Origin of the sequence: Winogradskyella sp., assembly GCF_028289625.1 — a bacterium.
Classification (GTDB): Bacteria; Bacteroidota; Bacteroidia; order Flavobacteriales; family Flavobacteriaceae; genus Winogradskyella.
The window spans coordinates 1-16,938 of record NZ_JANQOM010000072.1; the positions used below are offsets into that span (position 1 = coordinate 1).

General features: G+C 35.9%; 16 protein-coding genes and 1 rRNA gene. 5 read left to right on the top strand and 12 right to left on the bottom strand.

Features of this window, described 5'->3' with window-relative positions; translation table 11 throughout:
* A 16S ribosomal RNA gene (locus tag Q0992_RS14425) occupies positions 1-379 on the bottom strand; the annotation flags it as partial.
* Positions 380-861: 482 nt separating this feature from the next.
* Here Q0992_RS14425 and thrS point away from each other — a divergent pair.
* The 4 genes from thrS (at position 862) to rplT (ending at position 4,140) form a co-directional block, all read left to right on the top strand.
* Positions 862-2,802 carry a threonine--tRNA ligase gene (gene thrS, locus Q0992_RS14430; protein ID WP_299525939.1) on the top strand — a complete coding sequence of 647 codons (1,941 nt, stop codon included), beginning with the start codon at positions 862-864 and terminating at the stop codon, positions 2,800-2,802.
* Between the two features lie 32 nt (positions 2,803-2,834).
* On the top strand, positions 2,835-3,386 hold the full coding sequence (infC, locus tag Q0992_RS14435; RefSeq protein WP_299525976.1) for a translation initiation factor IF-3: 552 nt from the start codon (positions 2,835-2,837) through the stop codon (positions 3,384-3,386).
* Positions 3,387-3,456: 70 nt separating this feature from the next.
* Positions 3,457-3,654 carry a 50S ribosomal protein L35 gene (rpmI, locus tag Q0992_RS14440; protein WP_224527853.1) on the top strand — a complete coding sequence of 66 codons (198 nt, stop codon included), beginning with the start codon at positions 3,457-3,459 and terminating at the stop codon, positions 3,652-3,654.
* A 141-nt stretch (positions 3,655-3,795) separates the two neighbouring features.
* Positions 3,796-4,140 carry a 50S ribosomal protein L20 gene (rplT, locus tag Q0992_RS14445; RefSeq protein ID WP_073081329.1) on the top strand — a complete coding sequence of 115 codons (345 nt, stop codon included), beginning with the start codon at positions 3,796-3,798 and terminating at the stop codon, positions 4,138-4,140.
* Positions 4,141-4,216: 76 nt separating this feature from the next.
* On the opposite strand, the gene Q0992_RS14450 is transcribed toward rplT, so the two are convergent.
* The 11 genes from Q0992_RS14450 to tgt form a co-directional block, all read right to left on the bottom strand.
* Positions 4,217-4,639 carry a secondary thiamine-phosphate synthase enzyme YjbQ gene (locus tag Q0992_RS14450; RefSeq protein WP_299525942.1) on the bottom strand — a complete coding sequence of 141 codons (423 nt, stop codon included), beginning with the start codon at positions 4,637-4,639 and terminating at the stop codon, positions 4,217-4,219.
* Between the two features lie 29 nt (positions 4,640-4,668).
* A complete protein-coding gene (locus tag Q0992_RS14455; protein WP_299525947.1) occupies positions 4,669-5,742 on the bottom strand; it encodes an adenylate/guanylate cyclase domain-containing protein in 1,074 nt (357 codons plus the stop codon).
* An 11-nt stretch (positions 5,743-5,753) separates the two neighbouring features.
* Positions 5,754-6,938, bottom strand: a complete 1,185-nt coding sequence (locus Q0992_RS14460) for an asparagine synthetase B (protein WP_299525979.1) — start codon at positions 6,936-6,938, stop codon at positions 5,754-5,756.
* Between the two features lie 146 nt (positions 6,939-7,084).
* Entirely contained in the window at positions 7,085-7,810 is a 726-nt protein-coding gene (locus tag Q0992_RS14465; protein ID WP_299525950.1) for a sulfotransferase family protein, read from the bottom strand.
* Positions 7,803-8,720 carry an aminotransferase class IV gene (locus Q0992_RS14470; RefSeq protein WP_299525953.1) on the bottom strand — a complete coding sequence of 306 codons (918 nt, stop codon included), beginning with the start codon at positions 8,718-8,720 and terminating at the stop codon, positions 7,803-7,805. Before Q0992_RS14470 ends, Q0992_RS14465 begins: the two co-directional genes overlap by 8 nt.
* 56 nt (positions 8,721-8,776) lie before the next feature.
* A complete protein-coding gene (locus Q0992_RS14475) occupies positions 8,777-9,817 on the bottom strand; it encodes an AI-2E family transporter (protein WP_299525956.1) in 1,041 nt (346 codons plus the stop codon).
* Positions 9,818-9,889: 72 nt separating this feature from the next.
* Complete coding sequence (gene dnaB / locus Q0992_RS14480) at positions 9,890-11,422, bottom strand: replicative DNA helicase (RefSeq protein WP_299525959.1); 1,533 nt, start codon at positions 11,420-11,422, stop codon at positions 9,890-9,892.
* Between the two features lie 170 nt (positions 11,423-11,592).
* A complete protein-coding gene (locus tag Q0992_RS14485) occupies positions 11,593-12,546 on the bottom strand; it encodes an acetyl-CoA carboxylase carboxyltransferase subunit alpha (RefSeq protein WP_299525962.1) in 954 nt (317 codons plus the stop codon).
* 139 nt (positions 12,547-12,685) lie between these two features.
* Entirely contained in the window at positions 12,686-13,594 is a 909-nt protein-coding gene (locus Q0992_RS14490) for a DMT family transporter (protein ID WP_299525965.1), read from the bottom strand.
* Complete coding sequence (locus Q0992_RS14495) at positions 13,581-14,657, bottom strand: LptF/LptG family permease (protein ID WP_299525968.1); 1,077 nt, start codon at positions 14,655-14,657, stop codon at positions 13,581-13,583. The genes Q0992_RS14490 and Q0992_RS14495 overlap by 14 nt, the downstream gene beginning before the upstream one ends.
* A gap of 3 nt (positions 14,658-14,660) precedes the next feature.
* A complete protein-coding gene (tgt, locus tag Q0992_RS14500; RefSeq protein ID WP_299525971.1) occupies positions 14,661-15,791 on the bottom strand; it encodes a tRNA guanosine(34) transglycosylase Tgt in 1,131 nt (376 codons plus the stop codon).
* A 165-nt stretch (positions 15,792-15,956) separates the two neighbouring features.
* Between tgt and Q0992_RS14505 the strand changes: the two genes are divergently transcribed.
* Complete coding sequence (locus Q0992_RS14505) at positions 15,957-16,802, top strand: transketolase (protein WP_299525974.1); 846 nt, start codon at positions 15,957-15,959, stop codon at positions 16,800-16,802.
* Positions 16,803-16,938 lie beyond the last annotated feature (136 nt).

Genomic DNA, 16,938 nt, shown 5'->3' on the forward strand with positions numbered 1-16,938 from the left:
CCATTGTCCAATATTCCTCACTGCTGCCTCCCGTAGGAGTCTGGTCCGTGTCTCAGTACCAGTGTGGGGGATCCCCCTCTCAGGGCCCCTACCTATCGTCGCCATGGTGCGCCGTTACCGCACCATCCAGCTAATAGGACGCATACTCATCTCTTACCGATAAATCTTTAATCCCGACGCCCATGTGGGGTCGGGATACCATGGGGTATTATTCTTCGTTTCCAAAGGCTATCCCCCTGTAAGAGGCAGATTGTATACGCGTTACGCACCCGTGCGCCACTCGTCATCAGGGTGCAAGCACCCTATGTTACCGTCCGACTTGCATGTGTTAGGCCTGCCGCTAGCGTTCATCCTGAGCCAGGATCAAACTCTTCATCGTTAAATCTTAAAGCCCTGTTGGACCTATTCTCTAACAACCGATTCAGAAATTATCCAGGGTCTCCAAATGATCTATTCTCTTGTTCTATACCGGACCGTTAACGGCCGGTATTTACGCTGTCGATTCAATATGTCAGTGAACTTCTTGTTATGCTCTTTCCGCCCTTCGGCGTTTTAGCGGGTGCAAATATAAAACCCTTTTTCCATTCCCGCAACATCCCGAGAACTATTTTTTCAAAAAAAATTTTTTCGTCCAAATCCCCATCCAATGAACTTTGCTTTTGACTACCCCTGAGCATCTAAGCGGGCGCAAATATAAAACCCTTTTTATTGAACGCAAGGAAAATTTCAAGTTTGTTTTCAACAATATTTTATTATGCTCATTTACAACCAAATATGAGTGGTAATTTTTATTCAGAACTTCACTTTGTCCTTTATATATATAGGCATATCTTTGTGGGCTCGAATTTATAATAATAACTAATGATTAAAATTACTCTACCTGATGGTTCGGTGAGGTCTTTTGATAAAGACATTACCCCTTATGAAGTGGCTGTAGATATTAGTGAAGGTTTTGCACGAAATGTTATCTCAGCAAAGTTCAATGACAACGTTGTTGAAACTACCACTCCATTGACCACTGACGGTAGTCTTACATTATATACCTGGAGAGATGATGAAGGTAAAAAAGCGTTTTGGCATTCATCAGCTCACGTTCTTGCCCAAGCGCTAGAAGAACTCTATCCTGGTGTAAAATTATGGGTCGGCCCAGCAATAGAAAACGGCTTTTATTACGATGTGGATTTGGAAGACGATGTTATTTCTGAAAAAGACTTCAAAACCATTGAAACAAAAATGATAGAAATCGCTCGTGGTAAACATGATTTTAAAATGCGTGAGGTTTCTAAGGCAGACGCTTTATCCTATTATAAAGGTAAGAACGAATACAAGGTTAATCTTATTGAAGGCCTAGAGGATGGTGACATTACATTTTGTGACCATTCTACATTTACTGATTTATGCCGTGGTGGTCATGTTCCTAATACTGGAATAATTAAAGCTGTTAAAGTTTTGAGTGTTGCTGGTGCTTATTATAAAGGTGATGAAAATGAAAAACAGCTTACGAGAGTTTATGGCATTTCTTTTCCAAAGCAAAAAGAGCTTACAGAATATCTTCATTTATTGGAAGAAGCTAAAAAGCGTGATCATAGAAAACTTGGAAAAGAGTTAGAGCTTTTCGCATTTTCTCAAACTGTTGGCCAAGGTTTACCATTATGGTTACCTAAAGGGGCGGCATTGAGAGAACGCTTGGAAAATTTTCTTAAAGTTGCTCAGAAAAAGGCAGGCTATCAAATGGTCGTTACACCTCATATAGGAAATAAAGATCTATATGTTACTTCAGGGCATTTTGCTAAATATGGGGAAGATAGTTTTCAACCTATAAATACTCCTGCGGAAGGCGAAGAGTTCTTATTAAAACCGATGAACTGCCCACATCATTGCGAAATATATAATGTTAGACCTTATTCTTACAAGGAATTACCTGTACGATTTGCTGAGTTTGGTACTGTATATCGTTATGAACAAAGCGGCGAATTACACGGCTTAACGCGTGTTAGAGGTTTTACACAAGATGACGCTCATATTTTTTGTACGCCTGATCAGTTGGACACTGAATTTAAAGAAGTTATTGATTTAGTACTATATGTATTCAGTTCTCTAGGGTTTGATAATTTTAAGGCCCAAGTTTCATTGCGAGATCCTGAAAATCCAGATAAGTATATTGGTAGTGATGAAAATTGGGACAAGGCAGAACAAGCAATTTTAAACGCTGCAGAGGATAAAGGATTAGATTATGTAGTTGAAACTGGTGAAGCCGCTTTCTATGGGCCTAAGCTAGATTTTATGGTGAAAGATGCTCTTGGACGTCAGTGGCAGTTAGGTACGATTCAGGTTGATTACAATTTGCCTGAACGATTTGATCTTACCTACAAAGGAAGTGACAATGAGCTACACAGACCTGTTATGATACACAGAGCACCTTTTGGAAGTATGGAACGTTTTGTAGCTATTTTACTCGAGCACACTGGTGGCAACTTCCCGATTTGGTTAATGCCTGAACAAGCTATTGTGTTGTCTGTAAGCGAGAAATACGAAAAATACGCAGAAAAAGTTTTAAATTTGCTAGAAAATAACGAAATTCGCGCCCTCGTTGACAATAGAAACGAAACTGTTGGTAAGAAAATACGTGAAGCTGAAATGAAGAAGTTTCCGTATATAATTATTGTTGGCGAACAGGAAGAAAATACTAACACTATTTCTGTACGACAACATGGTGGAGAAGATCTTGGTGCAATTAGTGTAGAAGAATTTTCGGAAATTATAAAAGAAAAAGTAAGTGAAAGTCTAAAGACTTTCAAATAAATAACGTTTAATTAAAATTATAAGCCATAGCAATACGTAGAAACAGAAGAAATTATAATCGTCGCGAAGTCCAAGAGGATAAGCATCGTATAAATTCAAAAATTAGATCTGAAGAAGTCAGAGTAGTTGGAGACAATGTAGAAGTAGGTGTATATCCTATTCGAAAAGCGCTTTCCATGGCTGATGAACAAGGTTTAGATCTGGTTGAAATTTCGCCTAATGCGAATCCTCCTGTTTGTAAAATCATGGATTATAAAAAGTTTCTTTACGAGCAAAAGAAACGCGAGAAAGCCTTAAAGTCTAAAGCTTCTAAGGTAATTGTAAAAGAAATTCGTTTTGGTCCTCAAACCGATGACCATGATTACGAATTCAAAAAGAAACATGCCATAAAGTTCCTTAAAGATGGTGCAAAACTTAAAGCATTTGTATTTTTCAAGGGACGATCGATTGTTTTTAAGGAGCAAGGTCAAATTTTGTTATTGAGATTGGCACAAGATCTTGAAGAGTATGGCAAAGTGGAGCAAATGCCTAAGCTTGAAGGAAAGCGAATGATTATGTTCATGGCTCCAAAAAAGAATAAATAATAAAAGATACGCCGTCGCTAAAGCTATGGCGCATGAAGATAAGCGAAACGTAAATTAAAACTAGGACAAAATGCCTAAAATGAAAACAAAATCGAGTGCTAAGAAACGTTTCAAACTAACTGGCACTGGTAAAATTAAAAGAAAGCACGCTTTTAAAAGTCATATATTGACTAAAAAATCCAAAAAGCGTAAGCTTGCGTTGACTCATGATACGACTGTACATAAGTCAGACGAAGAAAATGTAAAATTAATGTTGCGTTTAAAGTAATATTCGTTTTACCGGTTAAATTAATTTATAAACCCTGGAGTTAGGCTTATTGATTAACAATTGTAGATTTTAGATTTACGATTTCAGAGAAATAAAGAAGTGCAGATTATCTGCCGCCTACTACAAAAAACAATTAAAGAAATGCCAAGATCAGTAAATTCAGTTGCAAAAAGAGCTAGAAGAAAAAAGGTTCTTAAGCAAGCCAAAGGGTACTGGGGAAGACGTAAAAACGTTTGGACAGTAGCCAAAAATGCGGTTGACAAAGCGATGCAATATTCGTACAGAGATCGTAGAAACAAAAAGAGAACATTCCGTGCGTTATGGATTATGCGTATTAATGCAGGTGCAAGACAACATGGAATGAGTTATTCAAAATTCATGGGCAAATTAAAAGCTAATAATATTGAATTGAACCGTAAGGTTCTTGCAGATTTAGCAATGAATCACCCTGAAGCTTTTGAAGCTATTGTAAACAAAGTTAAATAAAGGCTTTTAGCCTAATTGATAACAACATTTCGCTTAATAAAAAATCCGATTCTAACGAGTCGGATTTTTTTATTTCTCAGTTTCCGAAAGCAGTAATAATTATATGTCGCCCTGAAGCATTATTTCTGTGCTCACAGAGATAAATACCTTGCCAAATCCCCAGATTGAGTTTACCTGTTGTTATTGGAATCATGACCGAAGCTCCCATTAAAGATGCCTTGATATGTGCAGGCATATCATCAGATCCTTCAAAAGTATGTTTATAGTACGGTTGATTTTCTGGCACTATCTTATTCATATGACTTTCAAAATCCTGTCTTACGGTTGGGTCCGCATTTTCATTTATCGTTAAACTCGCGGACGTATGCTTCACAAATACCTGTAATTGCCCAGTATTAATCTGTTTAATTTCTGGAATGGCATCCAATATATCATTTGTAATTAAATGAAATCCTCTAGAATAAGGTTTCAATCCTATTTCTTTTTGGAAAAATTGCATTCTGGATTTATTTTAATTTAATCGAAATATCATTTGGATACCCCAAATACTTCGACAGACTTCTCTTTGCCTTTTAAGGTTATTATACCTTTTGAATCTATGGTGAATTGTTCTTTGGACTTCAAATTATCTAAAATCGTTTCTGATATTAAAAGAGATGTCTCATAGGTGTTACACAAACTCTGAATTCTCGAGGCTGTATTAATGACATCCCCATGATAGGCAATTTCTTTTTTCACCGTGCCAACTTCTGCAATCATTAGTTTACCAAAATGAATGCCTGCCTTAAAAATTGGTTCGAACCCAAAATTGGTAGTGTAGTATTGATTTCGCTTTTTTAGCTGCTCTCTGAATGCAAAAAATAGATTAACACAATTGTTGTTTTTAAAACCTTTTTTTGCTGTCCATGTCACCACAGCCTCATCACCAACATATTGATACACTTCTGCATCATGTTTATTGAGAATTATATTTAAATCCTTAAAACAGTCTTGTATAAACTTACTGTAACTAATATGCCCTATTTTTTCTGCTATTTTGGTAGAATCCTTTAAGTCTAAAAACATTAAAATACGTTCCTCTTCCCTAGGTTTCCTATACTTTCCCAATAGGATATTTATAAACATGCCCCTACCAAACTTATCATTGGCAATTCGTATGAGTGAAAAAACAATCGAAGCTGTGACAAAATATATTACGGTATTCCAAAAAAACGGATCTGTCCTCCACCATCCCCTTTCATTGGGCAAGTCGATGTCTATATGTGCTTCAATTCTAAATGATAGTAAGCTAAGAACAATGATTATAAGTATTAAGTAAATAAACGACTTTACTATGACACTAACACCAAGGCTCAGTCTTTTGCTTAGAAATTCATCAAATAGGTATTCAATAATCGCATAAAATATACCGAGAACAAGTCCAAGTATAACACCATAAGCATAAAAAGCCAAAACTGGGAGTCCTAAATCCTCGTCAGTATAAATAGCTAACTCTTCTACTAAACCATTATACCTTATGGCTATAAAAAATATAAAGGCCAATAGCCAATAAAGAAGTGAAGAAAAAAATAATTGAAAAAAAGATAGAATTCTATTACTCATTTAAAAAGTAATTAGGTTTTTTGCTTCTTCTTTTTTGCTGCAGGAAACAATACATTATTTAAGATTAGGCGATAACCAGGAGACGTTGGGTGCAAATCGAGTTCAGTTTTGGGATCTCCTACTCTATGTGTATAGTCTTCTGGATCATGGCCTCCATAAAACGTAAAAAAGCCTTTACCCTTAATACCATGAATATACTTGGCCTCACCATTAGTTCTGTTCTCGCCCATTACTAAAACATTAGACTTTATTTGATCTCTAGTGAAAGATGTAGTTTGTCCCATAAACCCTTTTACTAAAGAGGTATGATTTTGGGTTAACATCGTTGGTATTGGATCCCATTTTGCGGAATACTCCATCAATGAAAAATAATCTGTTTTGAATGGAATTTGACGCTTTTGTGTCATATCTATAGATGAAAATTCATAGACATTGGGGCTTCTTTCTAATATATAATCTTTAAAGGCGAATGTCTTGGAATAATCGATTTTATTCTGATAGCCTGGATCACTACCATCACCATCAAACATAGGTTCGCAAATATCGACACCCTCGGCTGATAATGCAATATCAAAACTATCGGTCGCTGAGCACATGGCAAACATAAAGCCTCCACCTACAACGTAATCTCTAATTTTCAAAGCAACATCCAACTTAGCATCAGAGACTTTACTGTAACCCAACTTTTTTGCTAATTCTTCTGCGGCTCTCTTCTCTTCTATATACCAAGCTGCTGATCGATAGCTTCTATAAAACTTGCCATACTGACCTGTAAAATCCTCATGGTGCAAATGCAACCAATCATATAATAGTAGTTCGTCTTTTAACACCTCCTCATCGTAAATGGTTTCATAAGGTATTTCCGCGTAAGTCAAAACCATAGTGACTGCATCATCCCAAGGCTGGTTTCCATAGGGTGTGTATACAGCTATCTTAGGAGCTTTTTCTAGTACAACTGCTTCTTGATTTACGGCAGGACTACTGATTTCTTCTAAAATTTGTTCGGCTTTAGCATCTGAAATGACTTCGAAAGAGACCCCTCTAATTTGGCATTCGCGTTGAATAATCTCAGCATCAGGTAATAAAAATGAACCTCCTCTATAGTTGAGTAGCCATTTTACTTTTAGCTCACGTTCTAAAGTCCAATAGGTAACACCATAAGCCTTTAGATGATTCTCCTGAGACTCAGCATCCATAGGAATAAGAATGTAAGATGCGTAGGCATTTACACTCATTAAAAAGGCAACTATTATAAGGGCAATTCTTTTCAAGTTCACAGTTTTATAACGAAAGATACTTAAATTTTAGTCTGATTATACATAAATTATAATTCTTTTAAGAGCTAAATAGCATATTCTAACAAGGTTTGATAGTGAGGTTTAGATTCTTCCAAGAGGTTTTTTAAGTGCTGAGGAAATGGTTTTCCGTTAGGTTTATATTTTTGAAATCCGCTCGACTTGTGTACACTACTATACCAGTACTTTGCCCAAATACCATCTTCTTGTCGTTGTTGTGGTTGCCAAGACAACATATGTATGTCAAAAGGAATTTTGATAAAATCGCATAATTTTCTCAATACCTTTTCGGGATTGTCCAAAACTTTTCTTGAATCTAAAACAGTGAACGGTATTTGATGTTCTTCGAAATATTTAAGTAATTCTATGTGATGTGCATAGCCTACATCATCTATGGTCGGGTTATGAATCACCTTATCAAAAGAAGGCAACATGTCTATTGGGTCTCTGGTAAGAATTATATTTATAGTATCCTTCATAAATTGTCTATCCAATCCTAATAAATGATGCGTCATATGCTTGAAGAACAACACTGGTTTTTCATTATTCGACAACATCATATCCACTACTCGATTGCCATCATTTTCCATAGCACTTAAAATATCTTGTGAGCCTGGATGATAGCTATGGGCTTCGGGATGGTTTTTTAAGTAAAACGCGTAAAGTGGTTCATCAAACACTTTAGTATCTTCGCGTTGGGCAAAAGCATACATTAAAGCCGTTGAAATATTGCGTGGACCAGACCATAAACAAATACGTTTGATGTTAGCCATGACTTACTATTTCTATAATCAATTCCTCATAAAGCTGACTTAATTTTCTAGTCATTGTTCCATATTCTCCTTTTCCTATGGTACGACCATCTATTTTTGTTACGGGTGTTAAACCACCAAAAGTTCCAGTTACGAAGGCCTCGTCAGCACCATAAACATCAAATAATGAAAAATCCTTTTCCAAACATACGATACCATTGGCTTTGCAAACATCAATGACTTTAGCCCTCGTAATACCATTCATACAATATTTACTAGTTGATGTCCACACCTCATTGTCTTTAACCATAAAGAAGTTGGTTGCATTACAGGTTGCTACAAAACCATTGACGTCTAACATTAAGGCTTCATCAGCACCTGCTTCTATAGCTTGGATTAAAGCTTGAACTTCGTGCAGTTTGCTATGGCAGTTTAACCTAGGATCTAAATAATCTGGTGACCCTCTTCTTATGGTACTCGTAAACAATGTGATTCCTTGCTCTTTTGATGCTTTGGACGCCGTTTTATATTCGGGAATGATGACGACATTAGGACCAGAAATCGTTAGTCTCGGATCTTGAGATGGTGTCTTCTTAATGCCTCTAGTGACCATAATTCTTACATGGACTCCGTCATTCATATTATTGGCATTTAAGGTGTCCCAAACTTTGGTTGTTAACTCTTCTTTAGAAAACGGTAAAACCATTCCTATCGTTTTAGCTGATTTCCATAAACGATTGAGATGATCCTCTAAAAAGACCAGAACGCCGTGATGCAATCTCAAAGCTTCCCAAACTCCATCACCTACCAAGTAGCCACTATCAAAAACAGAGATTTTTGCCTCATTCCGAGGAAAAAGTTCGCCATTAATTGAAATCAAAATAGCATTGTTCCTTGAATCTTCTAAAGCATTATGTGTACCGTGAACCATACCATGAATTTTAAGTAGAAAGATACTTAAAATAAAGAGTCAAAATGTGATTGAATTTAAAGTTTTTCTAGCTGTGTTTCTTTACCGGATAATAAGCTGGCAATTACCTTGGTACTGGGGAACTGTTCCAAAATTATTTTTACAAATACTGTAATAGGAATAGCCATGATTAAACCCGGAATTCCCCAAAGGAAGCCCCAAAACATAAGCATTACCAAGACCGCAATGATATTTATGGAAAAGGATTTTCCCATAAAAATGGGCTCTAAAATGGCACCAAAAATAACCTGTACTAAAGTAATGGAAAGAATAAAAAATAATAATGTACTCGTTGGATCTAGTTCAACAAAAGCAAAAATGGAAAGCAATATCACAGAAATAAAGGAACCTACCATTTGCACAAAATTAATGGCGAATGCAAACAAACCCCAAAATATAGGGAAGCTCACATCAAAAAATACACACATTAATCCAGTGAACAATCCTGTTAAAGCACTGACCAAGAACTTAACTTTAATAAACTTTATAAGATCTTTTTCAATTTTCATGAATGCTTTGATTGAGGTATGCTTTTGCTTTAAAATGGTATTGTTTAAAAGCTTATGAACATTGATAGATTCGGCTAGCCATAGCACCACAAAAAAAGCGGTCATCAAAAGCATCGTTATAAACTTTCGCAAAAATCCAATAGTCGTGCCCAAATTTTCTTTTTCGAAGAATTGTCCTAAAACATTTTTGTCTTGCTCAAATTCAATCCCAAAACTATCTGATAAATAAAGTCTTAAATCTGCCAATTTAGCTTCAGCCTTTGGAAAGAATTCCGATTTAGTAGCTAAGATCTCTTTACTCGACAACTGAATTAGTTCTATACCCAGTTTAAGACCACCAGCTACGAGCAATAAGACTATAACTATACTTATATATTTTGGCACATTTCTACGCCCTAACCATCGCATTAATGGCAAAAACAATAGCGCAATGAACATTGAAAATATGAGCGGAATAAATATAAACGACAAAATTTTTAGCAGATAAAACACTAAAGGAATAGCTATAATCAGCAACAAAATATTAGTTGTACGTCTTTGGTCTAACATGAGGCAATTTTCTTGTAAATAGCGAACTGTAAAGATACATTAAAAAAGAAGTCCGTAACCTATAAATTGCTGTTAAAACGGTACACCATCATCTTCTGGTGCCCCAAAGGCATCTGATGGATCTGGGAAACTATCTGGCTTAAAGGTATCATCATTTGCCGCAGCATTCATTTTAGAATGGAATTCACCAAACGGTGTATCAAAATCATCCAAATTATCGAACTTACCAAGGTGTCCGATAAATTTCAATCGAATGTTATCCAATCCTCCATTTCTATGTTTAGCGACGATAAACTCTGCTTGACCTTCGGTTGGTGAACGCTCTTCGTCGTCCCATTCATCAATCTTGTAGTATTCCGGTCTGTAAATAAACGATACGATGTCAGCATCTTGCTCTATGGCACCAGATTCACGTAAATCCGATAATAACGGACGCTTACTTCCGCCACGTGTCTCTACGGCACGCGATAACTGTGAAAGTGCAATAACTGGGACATTAAGTTCCTTCGCCAACGCCTTAAGGTTACGCGAAATAGTTGATATCTCTTGTTCTCTATTCCCTCCTTTTTGACTTCCACCTGCCGTCATTAACTGCAAATAATCAATTACTATGAGCTTGATGCCATATTGTGAAGCTAAACGACGTGCCTTTGCTCTTAAATCGAAAATGGATAATGATGGTGTATCATCGATAAACAGAGGTGCTTTTTCTAAGGTTTTTACCTTTACATTGAGTTGTTCCCACTCATGTTTTTCTAGTCTTCCCGTTCTTAACTTTTCTGAAGATAAACCGGTTTCACTTGAAATTAAACGGGTAATCAATTGCACTGAGGACATCTCTAACGAAAAGAAGGCTACAGGAATATTACTATTTACGGCAATATTTCTTGCCATGGTTAAAGTTAAAGCTGTTTTACCCATACCAGGACGTGCGGCTACAATAACTAAGTCTGAAGGTTGCCAACCTGAGGTCAGTTTATCTAACTTGTCAAAACCCGAAGGAATACCACTTAAACCTTCTTTATTCGAAATCTCCTCAATCTTCTTCTTTGCCTGAATCACCAAGCTTTGTGCTGTCTCTGTGGATTTCTTTACATTGCCTTGAGTAACTTCATAAAGTTTAGCTTCTGCGTTATCCAAAAGATCGAAAACATCCTTGGTTTCGTCATACGCTTCTTCAATAATTTCGTTTGAAATTTTTATTAAACTACGCTGAATATATTTTTGAAGAATGATACGTGCATGAAACTCTATATGTGCTGATGATGATACCCGTTGTGTTAAAGAAATGAGATAAAAATCACCTCCTATAACATCGAGTTTTTCGTCTTTCTTCAATTGGCTAGAAACCGTTAATAAGTCAACAGGTTCGCTATTTTCAAATAATTTGAAAATGGCTTCAAAGATGTGTTTATGTTTTTCAAGATAAAAGGCGTCAGGACTTAAAATATCAATGACCTCATCCACCCCTTTTTTATCAATCATCATTGCACCAAGCACAACTTCCTCTAAATCAATAGCTTGAGGAGGTATTTTTCCTTTCTCTAAACTAATAAGTGTGCTCTTATCGACTTTAAAGCCTTGTACGGGATTAGGTTGTTTCATAAGTAACAAAAGTAACTAAATACTGTAGATGAACTGCACATTAGGATACTTTCAATCTCAACAGATCATTAACAATTTAACTGTTTATAACTTTAATTTATTGTTAATAACGGTGAAAAGCACCGAAGCCAAAACTTCGGTTTTTTTAGTGGGCTCGGTATATAGCGGATTTAGTCTTTATAGACTCCCATTTGAGCGTATTTTTCCATACGCTGGGAGACTAAATCTGTTGGTGATAAGTTTTTTAGCTCCTCATAGGATTTTATAATAGCATCTCTAACTGCCAAAAATGTTTTCTCTTTATCGGTATGTGCTCCTCCAAGTGGCTCTTTAACGATTTGATCCACAAGTTTCATGCGTTTCATATCCTTAGCGGTCAATTTTAAAGCTTCTGCTGCTTGTTCTTTGTACTCCCAACTTCTCCATAATATTGAAGAACACGACTCTGGTGAGATTACAGAATACCATGTATTTTCTAGCATCAAGACCTTATCTCCTACTCCAATTCCTAGAGCACCACCTGAGGCACCTTCACCAATAATTACGGTAATGATTGGTACTTTGAGGCGTGTCATTTCTAAAATATTTCGGGCAATAGCTTCTCCTTGTCCACGTTCTTCAGCTTCTAGTCCTGGATATGCGCCTGGAGTATCGATCAAAGTTACTACTGGAATTCCAAACTTTTCAGCTGATTTCATTAATCGTAAAGCTTTACGATAACCTTCTGGATTAGACATCCCAAAATTACGGTACTGTCTTGTCTTTGTATTGTAGCCTTTTTGTTGGCCAATAAACATGTAGGTTTGGTCTCCTATCTTTCCTAACCCACCAATCATGGCTTTATCATCTTTTACATTTCTGTCGCCATGCAATTCTAAAAAAGATTCACCACATAGGGCATTGATATGATCTAAGGTATAAGGTCTATTAGGATGGCGCGACAGCTGAACCCGTTGCCAAGCCGTAAGATTTTTATAAATCTCTTTTTTTGTTTCGGCTAGTTTTTTTTCGATTTGCTTGCAAGTTTCCGTAACGTCCACATCACTTTCCTCTCCAATAATTTGGCACTTTTCAAGCTGTTCCTCTAATTCTTTTATAGGTAATTCAAACTCTAAATATTCCATACAATTTGAAATCGTGTTTTAGTTAGTTAAGTTTACAAAACTACATATTCTTATTTACTTTTTATAAAAAACATCCATAAAGTAGGTTCACTTTACCCTTATTGAGAAAATAGAACTTTGTAAAATAAATATGTAAACTCTAACTGGTAATATTTGCGCTTTTACCTTTTCGTTTTTTGTGGTTTTTTAACACAGCATCCATGATTACGGTCAATATGATTAAGCCTGCTCCAACATAAAATTGTGAAGACATTTTTTCTGTATCGGGAAAAATAATTAAGGCTAGTATGATACCATAAATAGGTTCTAAGTTATAACTTAAGATTACAGTAAATGGGCTGATATAACGCATCACCTCCACTGCTCCGATAAATGCATATGCTGTACAAACCGTGGCCAATATGAAAATATAGACCCAATCCATCTTCGATAGAGTGAAGAATTCTGTATTGAATTGAATTCCTGAAAAGTAAATGAAAAGGCTTAGAAAAAGCACACCACTGATAAATTCGTAAAACGAAATTACTGTTGCATTATAACGCTCGATGAATCTACCATTGATAACCGCAAATAAGGTTGAAAATAAAGCGGATAATAGGCCCAAAATTATGCCGTTTAAATATTTTAGTTCACTGCTGGTAATTAGAAAGACACCAAAAATTACAATCAAGCCAAACAAAATCTCATAAACTAAAACTCGTCGTTTAAAAAAAATGGGCTCAATAAAAGAAGCAAAAAAAGCTCCTGAAGAAAACATAGCTAAAGCAATAGAAACATTAGATTGCTTTATAGATTCAAAAAACGTAATCCAATGCAACGCTATAATAATACCCGCCACAGAAAACTGAAAAATGGTTTTCTTGGAAACTTTTATATTGAGCTTTATAATTTTAATGTAAAAAAACATCAAAACAGCTGCAATTGCCATTCTGTACCAAACTATCTCACTGGCACCTATGGTGATTTTTTTTCCTAAGATTGCTGTGAAGCCAGCAATAAAAACCAAAAAGTGTAGATGAATATAATCCTTTAATCTAGCGTTTGGCATTCTGAAGAAGGTATACCGCTAAAATACCAAATAATAAATTAGGAAGCCATACGGCAATAATTGGCGGAAAATTAGATTGCTCTGCCATAACGCCAAATATTTTGTCGAAGAATACGTAAATCATAGCAATGGTAATACCAAATGCCAAATTAACTCCCATACCACCTCTCCGTTTTATGGACGACACCGCAACACCAATAATCGTTAAGATAAATATAGAAACAGGGATACTCCACTTTTTTAATTTTACAACTTCATACCTCCCAATATTAGGGGAACCCTTACGCTTCTCGGCCTCAATAAATTTGAGAAGGTCCCCATAAGATTTGGTTTCAGCAGCATAATCTACAGGTGTTAAATCTTCGAGCTCAAATGTAAATTTCATATTTTTCCTTCTCTCTTTTTCAATGGTTTCAACTCCATTATCAAAAGATCTTTTAACATAAGATGTCAATCTGTAGCTACTATCTTCTTCTATAAATCGGATATTATCAGCAAATATTTTGTATTTCAACTCATTACCTTCAAAATGTTCATAGGTAAAGTGTCTACCATATTTTTGGGCTGGTGAAAAACTGCTGACATAGATATAATCATTGTCATTTATTTGTTGATAAACATTTCTCGTCCTTTGAACTTTTTTATTCTTCTTAAGGTACTCAAACTTAAACTCATTAAATCCTTGACTAGCTATTGGTGCTAAATACATTCCTAAAAACAAAGCTAACCCAGCTACTAAAGTTGCCCCTACTATATAGGGTCTTAAAAACCTTGAAAAGGATACTCCAGAACTTAAAAAAGCAACAATCTCTGTATTATTGGCTAGTTTAGAGGTAAACCAAATAACGGAAAGAAATAAGAATATTGGTAGTAAAAGATTAGCAAAATAGACTGTAAAATTCAAATAGTAGATCGTTACTTCATCAAAAGGTGCCTCGTTCTCAAGAATCTTACCTACTTTCTCTGCAAGATCTACTGTGATACCTATTGGTATAAACAACAGTAACATCATTAAAAATGTAAACAGATAACGCTTTAATATGTACCAATCTAGTATTTTCAAAAACTACAATCTATTATCCATTTGTTTAACCATTTGATCTTTCCACGTCCTAAAGTCTCCTTCCATAATATGTTTTCTCGCTTCCCTAACCAACCACAAATAAAAACCAAGATTATGAATTGTAGCAATTTGCTTGCCAAGTAATTCGTTTACCGTAAACAAATGCTTCAAATAGGCTTTAGTGTAATCTGTATCTACATACGTAATACCCATTTCATCTATTGGTGAAAAATCGTCTGCCCATTTCTTATTTTTTATATTAATTGTTCCGTAGGCCGTAAACAACATTCCATTTCTTGCATTACGTGTTGGCATTACGCAATCAAACATGTCTACACCTAACGCAATATTTTCTAAAATATTTATTGGTGTTCCAACACCCATAAGATAACGCGGTTTATCTTCGGGTAAAATATCGCATACAATATCTGTCATGGCATACATTTCCTCGGCTGGTTCTCCAACAGACAAACCTCCAATGGCATTACCTTCCGCTCCAACATTTGCAATATATTCCGCTGATTGTTGTCTTAAATCTTTGTATGTGCTACCTTGTACAATCGGGAAGAACGTTTGCCCATAATCATATTTATATGGCACCTTCTTAAGATGTTCTAAACAGCGTTCTAACCAACGATGGGTCATATGCATTGATCGCTTAGCATAATTATAATCGCAAGGATAAGGAGTACATTCATCAAAAGCCATAATAATATCCGCTCCGATACTGCGTTGCACTTCCATTACATTTTCTGGTGTAAACACATGGTAACTTCCATCGATATGGGATCTAAACTTTACACCTTCTTCCTTAATTTTTCTGTTGGCCGATAAAGAATACACCTGATAACCACCTGAATCAGTTAAAATATTACGATCCCAATTCATAAATTTATGCAAACCACCTGCTTGCTCTAAAATTGGTGTTTGCGGCCTTAAGTACAAATGGTACGTATTACCAAGAATAATATCTGGGTTAATGTCGTTTTTCAACTCACGTTGATGAACCCCTTTTACAGAAGCGACAGTTCCTACAGGCATAAAAATTGGAGTCTCAATGACTCCATGGTCTGTTGTTATAGTCCCAGCCCTAGCTTTAGTTTCTTTGTCTTTTGCTAAGCGTTCAAATTTCATAAAAATAAGTCTGCTGGCAAATATAAATAACTCTCAAACATTCATATCTTAATTAAATTTAAAATTGTTAGCAAATCATAAAAATCGTTAATAAGTGACTTCAATCGACTTTTGCACAAGGCTTATAAAAAGTTATTTTTGTGCCATTAATTTAAGCAATATAATATGCCAAATATTCAAGAATTAGAAGCATTAACAATACAGGTACGAAGAGACATTTTAAGAATGGTTCACAAGGTAAATTCTGGCCATCCAGGTGGATCTCTCGGTTGTGCAGAATTCTTCGTTTCACTTTACAACGAAATCATGAAAACCAGTGATGGTTTTAATATGGATGGCATAGGTGAAGATATTTTCTTCTTATCTAATGGTCATATTTCACCAGTATATTATAGTGTCTTAGCACGCTCTGGTTATTTTCCTATCGACGAATTAAACACGTTTAGATTAATAGATTCTCGTCTACAAGGGCACCCAACGACTCACGAAGGGTTACCAGGCGTGCGCATCGCATCAGGATCTTTAGGGCAAGGTATGTCGGTAGCCATTGGTGCTGCGCAAACTAAAAAGTTGAATAACGATTCCCATTTGGTTTATAGCTTACATGGTGATGGCGAATTGCAGGAAGGTCAAAACTGGGAAGCCATTATGTATGCAGCAGGAAATAAGGTAGATAATCTCATAGCAACAGTAGATTTAAACGGTCAACAAATTGATGGTTCAACGGATAGTGTTTTACCAATGGGCAATCTAAAGGCTAAATTTGAAGCTTTTGGTTGGACTGTCGTTGAGATTGAAGAAGGCAATAATATTGAATCTATTCTATCAGGTATGGCTGAGGCAAAATCACTAACCGGAAAAGGTAAACCGGTATGTGTTCTTTTAACAACTGTAATGGGTAACGGTGTGGATTTTATGATGCATACACATGCTTGGCATGGCAAAGCCCCAAACGACGAACAATTAGAGATAGGCTTAGCTCAAAATGCTGAAACTTTAGGAGATTATTAAAAACCCCTTCTAACTTTCCTAAAGGGAGAAGAACTAAAATATGATTACAAAACTATAATTAAAACCCTCTAAAAAGCCCTTCCTTTGGAAGGGTTGGGAAGGCTTATGAAAGTATACACCAACACAGGAAATAAAG

Coding starts and splice junctions, on each gene's coding strand:
- rplT (WP_073081329.1), top strand. CDS start 3,796: ATGCCAAGATCAGTAAATTCAGTTGCAAAAAGAGCTAGAAGAAAAAAG.
- thrS (WP_299525939.1), top strand. CDS start 862: ATGATTAAAATTACTCTACCTGATGGTTCGGTGAGGTCTTTTGATAAA.
- rpmI (WP_224527853.1), top strand. CDS start 3,457: ATGCCTAAAATGAAAACAAAATCGAGTGCTAAGAAACGTTTCAAACTA.
- Q0992_RS14460 (WP_299525979.1), bottom strand. CDS start 6,938: ATGGATGCTGAGTCTCAGGAGAATCATCTAAAGGCTTATGGTGTTACC.
- Q0992_RS14450 (WP_299525942.1), bottom strand. CDS start 4,639: ATGCAATTTTTCCAAAAAGAAATAGGATTGAAACCTTATTCTAGAGGA.
- Q0992_RS14455 (WP_299525947.1), bottom strand. CDS start 5,742: ATGAGTAATAGAATTCTATCTTTTTTTCAATTATTTTTTTCTTCACTT.
- Q0992_RS14490 (WP_299525965.1), bottom strand. CDS start 13,594: ATGCCAAACGCTAGATTAAAGGATTATATTCATCTACACTTTTTGGTT.
- Q0992_RS14470 (WP_299525953.1), bottom strand. CDS start 8,720: ATGGTTCACGGTACACATAATGCTTTAGAAGATTCAAGGAACAATGCT.
- Q0992_RS14465 (WP_299525950.1), bottom strand. CDS start 7,810: ATGGCTAACATCAAACGTATTTGTTTATGGTCTGGTCCACGCAATATT.
- Q0992_RS14505 (WP_299525974.1), top strand. CDS start 15,957: ATGCCAAATATTCAAGAATTAGAAGCATTAACAATACAGGTACGAAGA.
- Q0992_RS14475 (WP_299525956.1), bottom strand. CDS start 9,817: ATGTTAGACCAAAGACGTACAACTAATATTTTGTTGCTGATTATAGCT.
- Q0992_RS14485 (WP_299525962.1), bottom strand. CDS start 12,546: ATGGAATATTTAGAGTTTGAATTACCTATAAAAGAATTAGAGGAACAG.
- tgt (WP_299525971.1), bottom strand. CDS start 15,791: ATGAAATTTGAACGCTTAGCAAAAGACAAAGAAACTAAAGCTAGGGCT.
- dnaB (WP_299525959.1), bottom strand. CDS start 11,422: ATGAAACAACCTAATCCCGTACAAGGCTTTAAAGTCGATAAGAGCACA.